Annotated in this window: 14 protein-coding genes; 13 read left to right on the plus strand and 1 reads right to left on the minus strand. The window is 37.5% G+C overall.

The window, feature by feature from the left end:
* Nucleotides 1–42: 42 nt before the first annotated feature.
* The 12 genes from Q0M21_RS12240 (at nt 43) to ctlX (ending at nt 14,847) form a co-directional block, all read left to right on the plus strand.
* Complete coding sequence (locus Q0M21_RS12240; RefSeq protein ID WP_295338769.1) at nt 43–1,131, plus strand: acyltransferase; 1,089 nt, start codon at nt 43–45, stop codon at nt 1,129–1,131.
* A gap of 71 nt (nt 1,132–1,202) precedes the next feature.
* Nucleotides 1,203–2,822 carry a hypothetical protein gene (locus Q0M21_RS12245; protein ID WP_295338772.1) on the plus strand — a complete coding sequence of 540 codons (1,620 nt, stop codon included), beginning with the start codon at nt 1,203–1,205 and terminating at the stop codon, nt 2,820–2,822.
* Nucleotides 2,822–3,886: a peptidoglycan bridge formation glycyltransferase FemA/FemB family protein gene (locus tag Q0M21_RS12250; protein WP_295338775.1), complete on the plus strand. Its 1,065-nt coding sequence runs from the start codon at nt 2,822–2,824 to the stop codon at nt 3,884–3,886. The genes Q0M21_RS12245 and Q0M21_RS12250 overlap by 1 nt, the downstream gene beginning before the upstream one ends.
* A complete protein-coding gene (locus Q0M21_RS12255; RefSeq protein ID WP_295338777.1) occupies nt 3,883–4,350 on the plus strand; it encodes a hypothetical protein in 468 nt (155 codons plus the stop codon). Before Q0M21_RS12250 ends, Q0M21_RS12255 begins: the two co-directional genes overlap by 4 nt.
* An 87-nt stretch (nt 4,351–4,437) precedes the next feature.
* Entirely contained in the window at nt 4,438–5,511 is a 1,074-nt protein-coding gene (locus tag Q0M21_RS12260; RefSeq protein WP_295338779.1) for a DegT/DnrJ/EryC1/StrS aminotransferase family protein, read from the plus strand.
* Nucleotides 5,508–6,155 carry an acetyltransferase gene (locus Q0M21_RS12265; protein WP_295338782.1) on the plus strand — a complete coding sequence of 216 codons (648 nt, stop codon included), beginning with the start codon at nt 5,508–5,510 and terminating at the stop codon, nt 6,153–6,155. The genes Q0M21_RS12260 and Q0M21_RS12265 overlap by 4 nt, the downstream gene beginning before the upstream one ends.
* Nucleotides 6,155–7,087 carry a glycosyltransferase family 2 protein gene (locus tag Q0M21_RS12270; protein ID WP_295338784.1) on the plus strand — a complete coding sequence of 311 codons (933 nt, stop codon included), beginning with the start codon at nt 6,155–6,157 and terminating at the stop codon, nt 7,085–7,087. The genes Q0M21_RS12265 and Q0M21_RS12270 overlap by 1 nt, the downstream gene beginning before the upstream one ends.
* Nucleotides 7,071–8,345, plus strand: coding sequence for a hypothetical protein (locus tag Q0M21_RS12275; RefSeq protein WP_295338786.1), 1,275 nt, complete (start codon nt 7,071–7,073; stop codon nt 8,343–8,345). Before Q0M21_RS12270 ends, Q0M21_RS12275 begins: the two co-directional genes overlap by 17 nt.
* A gap of 381 nt (nt 8,346–8,726) precedes the next feature.
* A complete protein-coding gene (locus Q0M21_RS12280; protein WP_295338788.1) occupies nt 8,727–10,877 on the plus strand; it encodes a hypothetical protein in 2,151 nt (716 codons plus the stop codon).
* Nucleotide 10,878: 1 nt separating this feature from the next.
* Complete coding sequence (locus Q0M21_RS12285) at nt 10,879–12,846, plus strand: T9SS type A sorting domain-containing protein (protein ID WP_295338790.1); 1,968 nt, start codon at nt 10,879–10,881, stop codon at nt 12,844–12,846.
* A gap of 82 nt (nt 12,847–12,928) precedes the next feature.
* Nucleotides 12,929–13,843, plus strand: a complete 915-nt coding sequence (locus Q0M21_RS12290) for a dimethylarginine dimethylaminohydrolase family protein (protein ID WP_295338792.1) — start codon at nt 12,929–12,931, stop codon at nt 13,841–13,843.
* A 68-nt stretch (nt 13,844–13,911) separates the two neighbouring features.
* Nucleotides 13,912–14,847, plus strand: coding sequence for a citrulline utilization hydrolase CtlX (gene ctlX, locus Q0M21_RS12295; RefSeq protein ID WP_295338795.1), 936 nt, complete (start codon nt 13,912–13,914; stop codon nt 14,845–14,847).
* Between the two features lie 77 nt (nt 14,848–14,924).
* Here ctlX and Q0M21_RS12300 read toward each other — a convergent pair whose 3' ends face one another.
* Nucleotides 14,925–15,560, minus strand: coding sequence for a MarC family NAAT transporter (locus Q0M21_RS12300; protein ID WP_295338798.1), 636 nt, complete (start codon nt 15,558–15,560; stop codon nt 14,925–14,927).
* A gap of 85 nt (nt 15,561–15,645) precedes the next feature.
* Here Q0M21_RS12300 and Q0M21_RS12305 point away from each other — a divergent pair, with 85 nt between their 5' ends.
* Nucleotides 15,646–16,011: a CoA-binding protein gene (locus Q0M21_RS12305; RefSeq protein WP_290875117.1), complete on the plus strand. Its 366-nt coding sequence runs from the start codon at nt 15,646–15,648 to the stop codon at nt 16,009–16,011.
* Nucleotides 16,012–16,155: the final 144 nt, after the last annotated feature.

The raw sequence follows: 16,155 nt of genomic DNA on the forward strand, positions 1-16,155 counted from the left end.
CTTCCCGAAAGGGAAGTTTTTTTTTAACCCTGAACCAATATTATGAGTGGCAAAAGACTAATACAACTTGATTTTTTGAGAGGAATTGCCATTCTTTTAGTCTTACTCAGGCACAAAAAATTATTTTCCTTTACGGTTACCATGGGTTGGATTGGTGTCGATTTGTTTTTCGTGTTAAGTGGTTTTTTGGTCTCTGGTTTGTTGTTTAAAGAATACCAAAAATACGGAAATATCAAACCGGGATTGTTTTTAATTCGGCGAGGATACAAAATTTATCCCATCTATTATCTGACTTATTTGCTTTATGTTGTGCCTTTTCTTTTATATGGAGATTTAAAAATAGATAAAGTTATAGCCGACTTACTTTTTTATCAAAATTACTACAACGGTTGGGGTTATACCTATTTTGCCAGTTGGTCTTTGGCTGTGGAGGAGCATTTTTATTTGGCTTCTGCGATTGTTTTTGGGCTGTTTTTTAAAAGCCGTTACAAAGAAAAACTAATGGCCAAAATGGATGTTTATTTGATAGCCCTAATGAGTGTTATTTTTATAGTCAGGCTGTTGACGGTTTTTGCAAATGATGCTGCAAGTGTTCATAATATTACAGCAACTCATCTAAGATTAGATACATTACTGATGGGTGTTTTAATCTCTTATTGGTATCATTTCAAATTAGAAACTTTGAAACAGTTCTTCATCCGATACCATCGCGTTTTGATGTATACAGCAATAGGTTTGCTACTATTCACTCCTGTAGTTAAAATTGAAAATTCTGTCTTTGTACAAACCATTGGTTTTGTGTTTTTATATGTTTCTTTTGCGATTATCTTGCTTTGTTTTTTATTAAGAAAGGATATTGTAACCCGTCTTCAAGCTGTTTTTTCGAAACCGCTTTTTGCATTGATAGCTAAAATTGGGTATTGTTCTTACTCCATTTACATTGTCCATTTGGGAGTGAATTATATTTTTAAATCAATTGTCAGATTGTATTTAGATGGCCCAATTAATCCGTTAATAGGTTTTTCTGTAACTACTGTCCTTAGTGTTGCTTTGGGGATACTAATGACGTATACTGTTGAAGCCTATTTTCTCAACTCAAGGGACAAGCGTTTCCCTTCCAGAAGTGTGTAACGCTAAAATACTTTTATTAAAATCGTCATACTGTTTTTCCTATATTTGCTCTAATCTAAACCAATTTTCCAATGGTAAAAAGTGTTGTAATCACCACCAAAACACACCAGCCTATTCCGTTGTCACAGGATATCAAAAATGGCAAATTGAAGTTAGACATCCCTGCATTGGAGACCAAAATACCGAGGAGTTTTGATTTGGTCATCACTTTTCAATCCGCTATAAAATCTTTTCGAAACCATGATTATACATGGGTTTCCGTAAATCAAGACCGGATAGCCGGCGAATGGGTTCCGAAAATTATTCAATTGGAAAATGGTTTTTTTGTGCAACCTAATCTTAACCGAGGCTATTGGGAAATTTACAAAGCAAAGCCCAATGTCTTGTTTTGGCGGTTCAATCCTGAATTTTCAAATCCCTTAACGGTGTATACCGGTCATAAAAATGAAAAAATAATAGCAGAAGCCCAAACGCATTTACACGAAAGTTTTTCTGTTTCGTTATTGTTTTCAAAACACAATGCTATAGAGTTTAGTCGTTCTCCCGAGCCGTTTTTGCCCGCAGTTTGTTTCACAGATCATTGCGATTTTGATACGCTCGACAGTTTAAAAATCCAAAGAGCCTTTTTCAAACAATATCATGTTAAAGTGACCAAAGGTTTTTTTCTCCATCATTTTTCCAAAAGAGCCGACAATGCGTCTTATGAAAATGACCAAGCCGAACTGCAACTCTGGTTGTCCGACGGTCACGAATTGGCCTACCATTCATTATCGCAATCGCTAAAAAAGGATGAAGAAGCTTTTGCCGATTTCTACCAATTTACGCCACCGTTTGACCAATGCCCAACTTGGATAGACCACGGTTACCAACCCTATAATTTTTCGCTGTATCAAAATAATAAGACTGATGCAGTAACTTTTGCAGAGAATTTAAGTCGAAAAAATATCCGCATTTTATGGAATTATATCGATTCAGGGACCGCAGCTTTGGGCGTAATTAACCAACTAAACACGAATGATTTTACCTTAAAGCAATTCAGTAATGGCATTCGAAATCTGAATTTTAAAACCAAAATCAGTGTGTTGGTGAAAAATATTTTATTTCACTATTATGCCGATGAAAAAATGATATTGCGTTATAAAGGCTTGGCCGGAAGTTTTAAAAAAATGCTGAGACAAAAGAAGTTTTCCCTTTTTTTTGAGTTTATCCAAAACGCTTTGTCTGTATTCATGCCGCTTTTCAAAGTGTTCTTTTTTTGGAACTACCACAAGAGCAAACCATATAAATTGGCTAAATACACGCCGATAATTTTTAAGCACCAACTAGCCGGTAAGGACTTTTATGTTTTTCAAACATTGGAAATGATTGACTTCCGTGCTGCTTTACATCCTCAAAATATGGATAAACTTATCTTGGAAAAAGGATTGTTTATTGCGCATACTTATTTTTCAGTGCCAATGGAATACCATACCGGTAGAATTTTTAAAACACCTGAGCTCGTAGACGAACAAGTAGCTGAAAATTTCGAATATCTTTCTGCTAAAATTCAAAATAAAGAAGTTTGGAATCCGACGATAAAAGAATTAGTCGATTTTTTAAGTACTTTTGAATCGGTGGTTTTAGACTTAGATGCCGAGGGTAAAATAATGGTCCTAAACTCCGCCGGTATACCTTACAGAGCAATCAGTTAATGGAAATAATCTTTACCAAAGACCCAATCCAACTCCGAAAATGGGATGACTTTGTGCTGCAACAAAATGTAGCGGGTCATTTGTTGCTTTCTGCTTGGAACCAATCTTTTGCTTCTTACGGCTTTGACTATGAAATAGCGATACAACTTGATGGTGAAAAAATTATCGGAGGTTTTGCTGCCGTCGTTGCTAAGGTTGCTTTTTTTAAGTTTTATATAGTGCCGTTCGGACCCATCACAGCCTCGGGTGAAACGAAAGCCTTGAATGATTTAATTGCTAAAGTGCCCGATAGAGCTCAAAAGTTGGGCTGTTGCTATGCCCATATTTCTTTACCATTATCCGATGTCCTTAATCCGCACGTCTATCCGGTAACTTCTTTTCCCGTTTTAGCTATGGCTAAAGAAGGCCATCTTTTTAAATATGTCTACTCGGCTTACGGAATCAATTGGAAATCCGTACAAGGTTATGAAACAGAAGAGGATTTTATCAACAGTTTCCGGGCTTCGGTAAGACGATACATCAGAAGTGCCCAACGAAAAGACTTGGAGCTTCGCTTTTTGGAAGATGAAAAAGCAGTGAAACAGGCTTACGACTTGTGTTTGGAAAATGCCGCTAACAATGGTTATGCTCTACGTTCTTGGTCGGCTTTTAAAACGACTTTAATGACGATGATTCAGAACAAGCAAGCGCATTTTATGGGTGCATTTTATGATAATAATATCAAAGGAGCTTCTCTCGTCATCAAAGCCGGAAATCATTACACGTACATTTTGGGCGGAACCAAAAAGGAAAAGCCCGATTTTTTAGCCGGTCATTATCTGCATTTTGAAGCCATGCGATTGGCAATGCAGGAAAAGTTATCCGGTTATAATATTTCTCTCGGTGGTTCCAAAGGAGTCATCAGCTTAAAATCGAGTTATGCCGATACCCAGATTTATTATGATAAAGGGAAATACCATTGGATTATCCGACCGACTCATTTCAAAGCCTATCAGATTTTCGAGAAGCATCTCAAAAAACACAAAAACACTATCGCTAAACTATTGTCATTCTTTAAAAGATGATCAAAAAACTACTCAAATATCTTAAGGTTATTGATATCGATATAGTAATCTACGTCATGAGAAAAGACGCTGTGGCTGATTTTCCTGTATTAGATTATACCATCGAACAAGAAGCTGTGAGTTGCAATAAGAAGCGTTTTTTTATCAAAGTAGGTGATAAAGTGGTACACGAAAGTTTCTTGTTTGAAAAGTTATTTGTATTGAAGATTATTGGCAAAACCGGACCAACTATTGGTGATTGTCGCACTATTGAAGCTTTCAAAGGGAAATCAATTTATCCTTATGTAATCAATCACATAGCCAGGGAGGAAATCTTAAAAAACCATCGCAAAGAAGTTTTTATTATTGTTAATCCAAGCAATTTAAGTTCTATTAAAGGGATTGAAAAAGCAGGTTTTACACTTCATACAAAAGTCAAAGCCAAACGATTTTTGTTTTTTCATTTTCGTATTGAAAAAGGATAAACGTTTTTTTGCAGTGAATTAGGTCTTTTCTATTGAATTTTTACACAATATATTCGTTTATTTGTGAAGCTTTTAGTAAAACCTATCATGATTAACGTTACCAAAACTTTTTTCCCACCCATTGAGGAGTATCATACCCAATTGCAAAGGGTTTGGCAAAACGAATGGCTAACCAACCGTGGAGAATTGGTTTTGGAGTTGGAGAACAAGCTAAAAGCTTATTTAAATGTCAGTGCTGTTTTAATTACCAATAACGGAACGATTCCTATACAAATTGCTTTGAAATTGTTGGGAAACGGCGGCGAAATTATTACCACGCCATTTAGTTATGTGGCTACTACGGCTTCCATACTTTGGGAGAATTGTACTCCGGTTTTTGTGGATATTCATCCGGAATTTTTAACCATAGACGAAACAAAAATTGAAGCTGCTATCACGCCAAACACCACTGCTATTTTGGCGACTCATGTTTTTGGTAATCCCTGTCATGTCGAGGCTATAGGTAAAATTGCGAATAAACACGGCTTGAAAGTAATTTATGATGCTGCTCACTGTTTTGGAGTTGACTACCAAGGGCAGTCGATTTTTGAATACGGCGATGTCAGCACCTGCAGTTTTCACGCCACTAAGTTGTTTCATACCGGAGAAGGCGGAGCCGTTTTTTGTAAGGATGCCGAACTAATGCACCGAATTTTTTACAGCCACAATTTTGGTCATAATGGGCCATTAGAATTTCATGGTCTGGGGATTAACGGAAAGATTTCCGAATTGCAGGCGGCAATGGGATTGGCAGTATTTCCATATTTGCAGTTTATTGTGTCAGAACGCAAAAAAGTAGTAGATTACTATAATGCCAATCTCGATTTTAAAAGGTTACGGAAGATGAATTTACGCGAAAATACTACTTGGAATTACAGTTATTATCCTGTCATTTTTGAAACGGAAACACAACTACTCAATGTTCAAAAAGCATTAAACGAGAAAAATATTTTCCCGAGAAGGTATTTTTATCCTTCATTAAATAAGGTTGGCTATTTAAATGCTGCTGAAATGCCCGTATCCGAGCAAATAGCTAAGACCATTTTGTGTTTGCCGCTTTCACATGCCTTAGAGGGGCAAGACATGGAAAGGATTGTTAATCTTATTAATGAAAATTTATGATTATCATAGGAGCTAAGGGTTTTGCCAAAGAGGTTTTGGAAGTTTTGCACCAATTAAAACAAATTGAGAGCATTGCTTTTTATGATGATGTGAATGAAATTGGAGAAACTTTATATGATTGTTTTCCCATTCTGAAAAACGAAGAACAGGTAAAAGCCTTTTTTGAACGTTACGGAACTCAATTTACTATCGGAATTGGAAATCCCAAATACCGTTACTTAATGTGTAAAAAGTTTGAAGAATGGGGCGGGAATTTAGTGTCCACTATAAGCCCGTTTTCACATATTGGTCATTTTGGAAATTTAATTGAAACCGGTAGTAATGTAATGACCGGAACCGTCATTACTAACGATGTTAGTATTGGTAAAGGTTGTTTGATTAATTTAAATTGTACTATTGGTCACGATACTGTTGTTGAGGGATTTGTTGAACTTTGTCCCGGAGTTCATATTTCCGGAAATTGTAAAATAGGAGCGCTTAGTTTTATAGGGACAAATGCTACAGTGCTGCCTAACATTACAATAGGGAAAAATGTAATAATAGGAGCCGGCGCTTTAGTAACTAAAGACTTGCCCGATAATGTATTGGCAATGGGTTCGCCTGCAAAAGTGATAAGAGAATTGCCTGAAACTGATTTTTTATAATGAAAATATCTTTTGTAATACCGGTTTTCAGAAACGAGGGGTCAATTATTCTGACTTACGATAAATTGATACAACTCATAAAGACACTTGATGCCGCATATGAATTCATTTTTGTTGATGACGGCTCCGATGACAACTCTTTAAATGAGCTAATGGAATTGCATCAAAACGATGAAAATGTTAAAGTCCTCTCATTTTCAAGAAACTTTGGGCAAGTAGCTGCAGTAGTGGCCGGACTTAAACAAGTTACAGGTGATGCCGTTATCAATATGTCAGCAGATTTGCAAGAGCCGATTGAACTCATAGCTGATATGGTTTCAAAATGGAAGGCCGGAAATGAAATTGTTATCGGCCACAGAATAGATAGAGAAGATAGTTTTATAGCTAATAAAGCCTCGGCTTTATTTTATTCTTTAATGAAATATGTTAATCCGAAAATGCCTAAAGGCGGTTTCGATTTTGTATTGCTCGATAAAAAAGCTGTAGCGGTATTGAATCAAATAGATGAACGCAATCGCTTTTTTCAAGGTGATATTCTTTGGATGGGATTTAATGTAGCCTTTATTCCTTACAATCGATTGAAAAGAACCATCGGCAAATCGCAGTGGACTCTTTCCAAAAAGCTGAAATATTTTATAGACGGTTTGTTAAACACTTCCTACATTCCAATCCGACTAATGTCGCTTTTAGGAATTATTTTTTCTATACTCGGCTTTATTTATGCTTTCGTAATTGCTTACAATCGGTTCATTAACAATACACCTTTCAACGGTTGGGCACCTATTATGATACTAATTCTTATAGTTGGTGGTTTAATTATGCTGATGTTGGGAATTATTGGTGAATATGTTTGGCGAACTTATGATGAAACCAGAAAAAGACCACTCTACATTATTAAAGATAAATTTATTAAGGATGAAACGAATAATTGATTTTGCTACAAAAAATCCGGTTTTAATCACGGCATTGCTTTGTATTGTTTTTTATTTTCTTCCTTTTAAACCGAAACCTTTCGGAGACGGGCAATTCCACACCGGAACCCAACAATTAATCGAGTATATGCTCAATGGTTTTCAAGGAAATATTGATATAGACAAAGGGTTTTTGACCCTTTTTTGTTACTTAATTCCATACGCCATCGTTTATGCTTTTCATGATGATCATTTGTTTTTCTTGAGTAGTGTTATTTTTAGTTGTGTTTTTGTTTGTCTTTCGGTTTATTACCTATTTAAAACCTTTATAATACTTAATTTTACCGATAAAGCTAAATTTTCAGTCCTATTATTGATGTCGCTTTTCCCTATTCATATTTATTATGCTATGGGAATCATTGGTGAGGCTTTTGGTTTTTTCGCGTCGACTGTAATGATATATTTCTGGGCAAAGCATTACAGAGGGATAGCTAAAAAAAGAGATTATTACTTTTTGGCTTTATCCATGGTGCTACTGTATGGAATTAAGCCTAACATGTTGCCGTTTATTTTTGTCATGACTATCTACTTTTTAGTGATTAAATCACCAATGAAAAGTAAGTTGTATTTTGCGTTAGGTATCGTTTTGATTCCTGTTTTTATTTTAGTTGAACGCAGTTTGGATGACTCCAATTTCGAATTTAAAAATTTAGTTTTCCGTAATCAAATTCTTTGGTCTCGATTTGAACTCAGGGATGAACCTTTTAATTGGATGCCGCAACACGGGCAAGACAAGTTTGCTTCAGGGGATTATTTGAATAATTTAAAAAAGAGGCGCGAATTAGATTCCATCTGCAAAGCCAATAATTACGATAAAACAGCTTATTATATTCAATGGGTTAAAAATGATATTCTGTCTAATCCGGGATTAACATTGCGACAATATTCACTCAAATTCTTCCAAGCTCAGAGTTTTATTATTTCGCCTTTAATGAAATCTGATAAAAGTAAAACGGTTAAGTATAGCATTCATATTTATATAAATATTATTAATTATATATTGATATTCACAGCTCTCTTTGCTTTATATCGTTTGTTTAAGAGGAAAGAATACCAACTCTTTTTGCCTCTTTTGTTTTTTTGGGGTTGGGGACTTTTATATGTATTTCTATTCCATTCAGAGCAAAGGTATATGTTTCCGGTTCGACCGGTATTACTCTTTTTATTTGCCTATTGGGTTTCTACCAATGAGTTTTCTAAAAAGTCTCAAGTAGCCTAATACTTTTTTTCATTTTAAACACAAAGTAAGCATCCTTAAAGGGATGCTTTTTTTATCCATTTTATTAAATCTAATTTTAGTATATCAAGGTGAGTATCAGTTGTTTGTGGTTTTTTAAAAAAATAAGAAAAATACCTATATAAATATAAAAAAAGTGTATTTCATCGAATAAATATGTTTTTTGTGGATTTTTTGAAACCTTATCTACTATATTTGATTGATGAAAATAATAGCACTGTAATTTGATAACCTACAGTTCACTAGAACAAATGTTTTTCCCAAACAAAACAAAAATTACAGCAATTATTTTTTACATGACCCGACCCTGAGTCCACAAAAATGAGTGTCAAATAGTTCTTTAATGCCCCAAATCTTTTTGTTATGAAAATAAAAAATTACTTTTTCTACACAGTATTACTTATTTTAGGTGCTATTTCCAAAGGAAATAGTCAGGGTGATAATACGTTCTCAGGTGAGAATACCGGTCTCAATAATACCGGAAGTTACAATACAGCCATTGGGAAGAATGCATTGATGGATAATACCAGTAACAGTAACAACGCCTTTGGGGTAGATGTTTTAAAAATTTCACAAGGAGGGTTTAACTGTGCTTACGGTAATGAGGCTATGCGATTCAATTCTATTGGAACTTTGAACAGTGCATTTGGAACCAGAAGTTTGTTTTACAACACCACCGGTTCAGGAAACATTGCTATTGGCCACAGAACATTAGAAGCAAATACTACAGGAAATAACAACACCGCTATTGGTTACGCTGCTCTATCCACAAATGTAGGCAGTGATAACATCGCCATAGGATCTCTTACACCAAGACATTTATTGTCCGGTAATGCCAACATATTTGTCGGAAACGAGACAGGGATTAATTTAAAATATGGAAGTTATAATGTTTTTTTGGGTAAAGTCAGACTGAATAGTACGTCTACTTCAGCAAGATTGGCAGGAAGCAATACTGATAAAACAATTATCTTAGCAGACGGAGCCGGAAATCAAAGGATTTTTATTCATAACAATGGAAATACCGGTATTGGTTTAGGAAACAATGTTATTCCTACTAACCGATTAGATGTTAATGGAGGAGTTGTAATTGGGAAAGGTTTTATGCCTAAATCCAACACAACACCGGCTACCAGTATCTTTGCACCACTCAACGGGATGTTAGTTGAGGGAAATGTTGGTATAGGCACCACTTCGCCCAACAATAAAGTAGAAATCAAACATGGAAGAAATGGGTTTTCAGGATTACGTTTTACAAATTTGACCAGTAGTTTTAATCCTAATTCCGGGATGGTAACCAACAAGTTCTTAACGGTAAACGAAAACGGAGATGTGGTTTTACAATTATTACCAAACGCATTAGGAACAAACTTAATGTCGTCTAATGTTAATACCATGACCACTACAGTGAATAACATCCAAGCTTCAGCGCCGATTGTGAATTCCATTGCCAATACCATTAATACCAATAATCAACTAATCACTACGGTTAACGGAGTGTCCAGTGCGCCTGTAACTTTGCCTCAATCTTTGCTAACAGAAGTAGACGGCAGCATCACAAACGAGTTGCAAACCTTAACACAAATAGGAAATGTAATTACACTTTCTAACGGAGGCGGTTCTATTACTTTACCAACTTTCACCGACACCAATACAGATGCCCAATCGCTAAGCTTAACCGGGAACGTGCTGTCTATTTCAAACGGAAACAGTGTTACCTTACCCGCTTTCACCGATACTGACACCGATGGGCAAACCCTAAGTTTAACCGGCAATACATTAACCATTTCTAATGGAAACAGCGTTACTTTACCAACACCAACATTCCAAACACTTTCTCAAGCCGGCAATACTATCACTTTGTCAAATGGCGGTGGCTCGTTCACCTTACCAAGTACAACAACGGTAACTGCCGGAAATAATGTTACGGTAACCGGCAACGGTTCTTCGGCTACTCCTTATGTGGTGAATGCAAACGATACTAGTTTGTATGCTAATAATGGTGTAATTAATCAAGCTACAACCATTAGCGGCAACCGAGTGGTGGATATGAATAACAGTAATCTTTGGTTCAATTCAGCCAATAGCACTACTAACGGAAAAGTTTACATTGGTGGTACTGCTACTTATCCAAACGCAACTGGAGATTACAAATTGTTTGTGGAAGGCGGAATTTTGACCGAAAAAGTTAAAGTGGCTTTGAGAAACTCTGCCAATTGGGCTGACTACGTGTTTGCAGAAGATTACAAGCTAATGCCATTGCAAGAAGTAGAAACGTTTGTTAAAGCCAACAAACATTTACCCGGGATTGATTCAGCCGAAGTGTTGGCTCAAAACGGAATCGATGTAGCTGAAATGCAATCAAAACAAATGGAAAAAATTGAAGAGCTAACTCTTTACATCATCGATCAAGATAAAAAAATCCAAGCACAAGGAAAAGCCCTTGAACAAAACCAAAAAGAAATAGAAGAGTTAAAAGCTTTAGTGCAAGCCTTACTGACCAAAACTAAATAGTATGTACAAGATATATAAAATAGTTTTCATCAGCTTTGTGCTGCTCTATGGCTTGAATACTCATGCTCAAACAGATAGCTACATAGCGGAAGAGAACAATAGGGTGTCTCGCTCACAAGAAGTGGAGGCCGAAATTGTTCGTTTTGTCAATGATAATTTCAAAAACTACAAATTATCCAAAGAAACTACGGAGGAGGTAATTAAACATTTGCATGAAGAGGAGGAGTTTTCTGAAGAAGAATTACAAAGAGCAATAATCAACACTAAGATTTATGAGTTGAGAAAATTGTTTTTTGTGGAAAATCCTGAAAAGCGAGAGTACTACATTGCCAAAACACCACCGGTAACAGTGATGCAAACTTGTACCAATGGCGATTTTGAATCGGGTACCGCCGGCTATTCTTTCTGGTCCGATGCATATCCGCAACCGGCAACCGGAACCGGTTTCTTTCAATCTTGCTCGATGCCTACCGCCGCAACAGCTACCAATTTGGTTACGCCAAGTACCAATAATTTTGGCTCAACCATAACACTCATAAGCAGTACTAATTCTGGCTATCAACAATATGATCCAACCTTGGCGTCATTGGGAGTTAATGTGCCAACTATTAGCAGTAGTGGCGGCACTAAATCAATTAAACTGAACAATTCCGCAGGTTTTGGTTCTTCCGATGTGACTACCATGTCTCGCTATTTTCCGGTAATCAACCAAGCGACTATCGACTTTAATTTTTCATTGATAATGGACAACAAACCGGCACACGGTCAGCCTATTCAGCCTTTTTTCAGAGTGCGTGTTTTAGATCAAAACAACAATGTGGTCGATGAGATTTGTATTATTGCCAATCCCGATAATTGTTTGTTCAATACGTTAGTTGTTGGAAGTAATCGTCGTGTATTGTATACCGGTTGGATTTGCGCCCGATTGAATGTTGGGGAAATTTTGAACCAGCCGGGAACCATCGAATTTACTGTGAGTGATTGCGAACCATCAGCTCATTTTGGGACGGTTTATATCGATAATATTTGCGGCTCCACTTGTGCAGTGCCACAATTGGGTGCCTTAAATACAAACCCTACTAATTTTGATTGTCCGGATATGAGTGGTACAACGCCAATCGAAGTTTGCGGAACCTATCAACCACCGGTAAATGCAACACTAAATGGGATTTCTTTGAACATCATACAAAACGGAATAGTAGTTTCTACCATTCCTGCACCATCACAACTAACCTCTAATACCTTCTGCTTTACAGTACCGCCAAGTCAATTTGGGGTGTCGCCAAGTGGTGATTTTGAGTTCGAAGTGAATGCCGCATTTAATGTAGTTTGCCCGGCCGGGGCTTTCGTTTACGATATTTCAGACAGTTCCGCCAATGTTGGTCCGGATGTCTCTTTTGACAATTGTTGTCAACCTACTTTGGTCTTGGTTTCTCCGGCCGATGATCACAATAATTTAGCCGTTCCTGCAGTCAAAGAACGAGAACGATCTGATTGGATTAAAGCAGCCAACATAGTGTCGGTGGGCGATAATGTTACCGGAAATGGAGTGGTGTATCACGCTGCCAATTATGTCGAGCTGAATCCGGGATTCGAGGCCATACTCGGTGCCCAATTTGCAGCATATCCTGAAGGTTGTACGGATGATTTTGTGTATAAACCGGCTGAGGTTAAAGAAGAAAAAGCCTTTGTCTCCTCATATGATTCGAATGTGAATTTGATGAAATTGACCAACGGATTTGCCATTATTCCAAACCCGTCCAGCAGTACTATCGAAATTGTGATGAAAGATGCTCAGTTCAATAAAGTCAATATTACTTCTATTGACGGTAAAGTGGTATTGGATCGTGCTGTCGAATTAACAGCTAAAACCCGTTTGGATGTCAGCAGTTATGCCAATGGTGTGTACATCATTAACATCACTTCGGAAGATGGTCGAATTCATACTGAGAAACTCATCAAAAATTAACATAATAGTCCAAAATACTTTTAAACAAAGCTTCTCCCAACCGAGAAGCTTTGTTATATTTGTCCATTACCAAAACTAATTTATGTTAGCCTTAAATGTCAAAAATGAAACTTCCCGACTCAGGGCAGTGGTGCTGGGGTCGGCCGTAAACAACGGTCCTACGCCAACCGCCGAAGAAGCTTATGATCCAAAATCCTTAGAACACATCTTGGCCGGGACTTATCCCGTTGAAGCAGATATGGTCAAAGAGATGGAAGCGTTTAACCAAGTATTTCAAAAATATGATGTACAGGTTTTTCGTCCGAAAATGATTGAAAACTACAACCAAATTTTTACCCGCGATATCGGTTTTGTAATCGACGATATGTTTATCAAAGCCAATATTTTGCCCGACAGGGAACGAGAACTCGATGCCATTCAATACGTCATCGACCAAATTGATCCCAAAAAAGTAGTCCGCCCACCAGAAGAAGTGCACATTGAAGGCGGCGATGTTATGTTGTGGAACGATTATATCTTCATCGGAACCTACAAAGGCTCCGACTACAAAGACTACATCACGGCCCGAACCAATATGCACGGTGTAAATTACATCAAAGAAATGTTTCCTAACAAAAAAGTAAAGGAATTTGATTTGGTGAAATCCAAACTCGAAGCCCGTGACAATGCCTTGCACTTGGATTGTTGCTTCCAACCGGTTGGCAAAAACAAAGGTATCATTTACAAAAGCGGTTTCCGCGAGGAATCGGATTATGTTTTCTTGGTCAAATTGTTTGGGAAAGAAAACCTATTCCATATCACTCGTGATGAAATGTACCACATGAATTCCAATGTGTTTTCCATTGATGAAAACGTAGTGGTTTCGGAACGTAACTTTACCCGACTCAACCAATGGCTGCGCAAAAACGATTTCATAGTTGAAGAAATACCATACGCAGAAATTGCCAAACAAGAAGGTTTATTAAGATGCTCAACTTTACCGTTGATTAGAGATTAAAAATAGGTTTCAAGATTTAAGTTGACCAACCCGAAACTCGAAACTTTGAAACTTTAAACTAAACAAAAATGAAACAAACAACCAACTCCATACTCATGATTCGCCCGGTGGCGTTTCGTATGAACGAACAAACAGCGGTTAACAATTATTACCAAAAAGTACTTGATGGTTTATTGCCGGAAACGGTTAATGCCAAAGCGCAAGCCGAGTTCGATGCTTTTGTGGCCAAATTGCGAAAAGCCGGTGTGCATGTGATTGTAGTCGAAGATACGCTGGAGCCGAATACACCCGACAGTATTTTCCCGAACAACTGGATTTCCTTTCACGAAAACGGCGATGTAGTCTTGTATCCGATGTTTGCCGAAAATCGCCGTGCCGAGCGCCGAGAAGACATTTTGGATGTCTTGGAAGAAGAAGGTTTTGTGATTAACGAAATCATGGACTATACATCGGCAGAAGAAGACAATGTTTTTCTCGAAGGTACCGGAAGTTTATTGTTAGACCGCGAAAACGGAAAAGCCTACTGCGCGCTTTCGCCTCGTGCTGATGAGGAATTGATGATTGAATTTTGTGAAGATTTCGAATTCACGCCCGTCATTTTTGAAGCTTTTCAAACCGTTAACGGCGAAAGAAAACAAATTTATCACACGAACGTAATGCTAACCTTAGGCGATACTTTTGCGGTAATTTGTGCCGATTGTATCGACGACAAAAAGGAACGCAAAATGGTGTTAGACAGTCTGCGTGGCGATGATAAAGAAATCGTTTTAATCACCGAAGAGCAAGTCAATAATTTTGCCGGAAACATGTTAGAAGTCAAAGGCAAAGACGACAAAAGGTATTTGGTGATGAGCGAGTCAGCCTATAAAAGCCTTACCAAAAAACAATTGGCCCAATTGGAAGCACATGTGGAAATCATCCATTCCAGTTTAGACACTATTGAAGCTTGCGGTGGCGGTAGTGCGCGTTGTATGATGGCCGAGATTTTCCTGCCGAAAGCCTAATTCAAAATATTACGCAACTAAAAAGCCCAAAATCGATTTGATTTTGGGCTTTTTTATAATTCATCATTCACAATTCATCATATTCCTCTAATAATACTCAAAACCGCACTGATAATGTATTGGATTCCTATAGCCACCGTCAAAAAGCCGACAATTCTGGAAATCGCTACAATCCCGGAAGCACCAAGGTATTTTGCCAAATAATGGGCGCTTCTTAAAATTAAGAAAATTAACAGCGACACAAAAATAATTGAAAATACGGAAGACAAAATCTCAGGGGTAGAATTGTGGTCTTGGTTAAAAGCAATCAACAACGAAATCGAGCCCGGACCGGCCAACATTGGCATGGCTAGCGGAGTCAACGAAATAGAGCTTCGGTGTTGCAAATCTTCTTCTACCTCTTTGCTGATTCCTTTTCTTTTTTTCGGGTTGGCGTTAAGCAAACCAAATCCGGAGCTGGCAATCAAAATCCCGCCGGCAATGCGCAAGGCAGAAATTGTAATACCAAAAAAACTCAGTACATATTCGCCTAAAAAAAAGGAAATCAATAAAATAATACAAACGTTAACTGCAGTCAATAATGAAACTCTGGAGCGTTCCGCTTTCTCGTAATCTTGGGTCAAACCCACAAAAAACGGGATAACACCTATCGGATTCAATACCGAAAACAAAGCCCCTAACAACACAAAGAAAGTATTCAAAAAGATTTCCATAGCTATATAGTTTGCATCGGCACAAAGATAGCCAAAGAATCAAAGTGTGTGTTAATTTAACAACATTATTCCTTAAATTTACCCAATGAAAAACAAGAAAACATTGGTGCTCGGCGCCAGCACCAATCCGGAGCGTTACGCTTATAAAGCCATTGAAAAACTAACCGAAAAAGGCCATTCCGTTCTGGCCATCGGACAAAAAACCGGTGAAGTGGCCGGCGTTAAAATCCACACCAAAACTATTCCGTTGAAGAATATCGACACAGTAACGTTGTACCTCAATCCGTTACGCCAGCGCGATTATTACAACTACATTATCGAAACGAAACCCAAACGCGTTATCTTCAATCCCGGCACCGAAAACCCGGAATTTTACCAATTGCTACAAGGCAACGGCATCAAGGTAGAAGTGGCTTGTACATTGGTTTTGTTGGCTACCAATCAGTATTAATTTATGTTCGACTAAGAAAGGGTTGAAGCTAAACGTTTGGGCTGCTTTGGAATCCGTGTTCCTGCTTTCCGTTGCAATCTTTTTTGTTATACGATTTGTCATTTCGAGGGAGGAGAAATCTCAACAAAAAAGGATTTCCACTTC

The sequence above is a fragment of the Flavobacterium sp. genome (assembly GCF_024710485.1).
Classification (GTDB): domain Bacteria; phylum Bacteroidota; class Bacteroidia; order Flavobacteriales; family Flavobacteriaceae; genus Flavobacterium.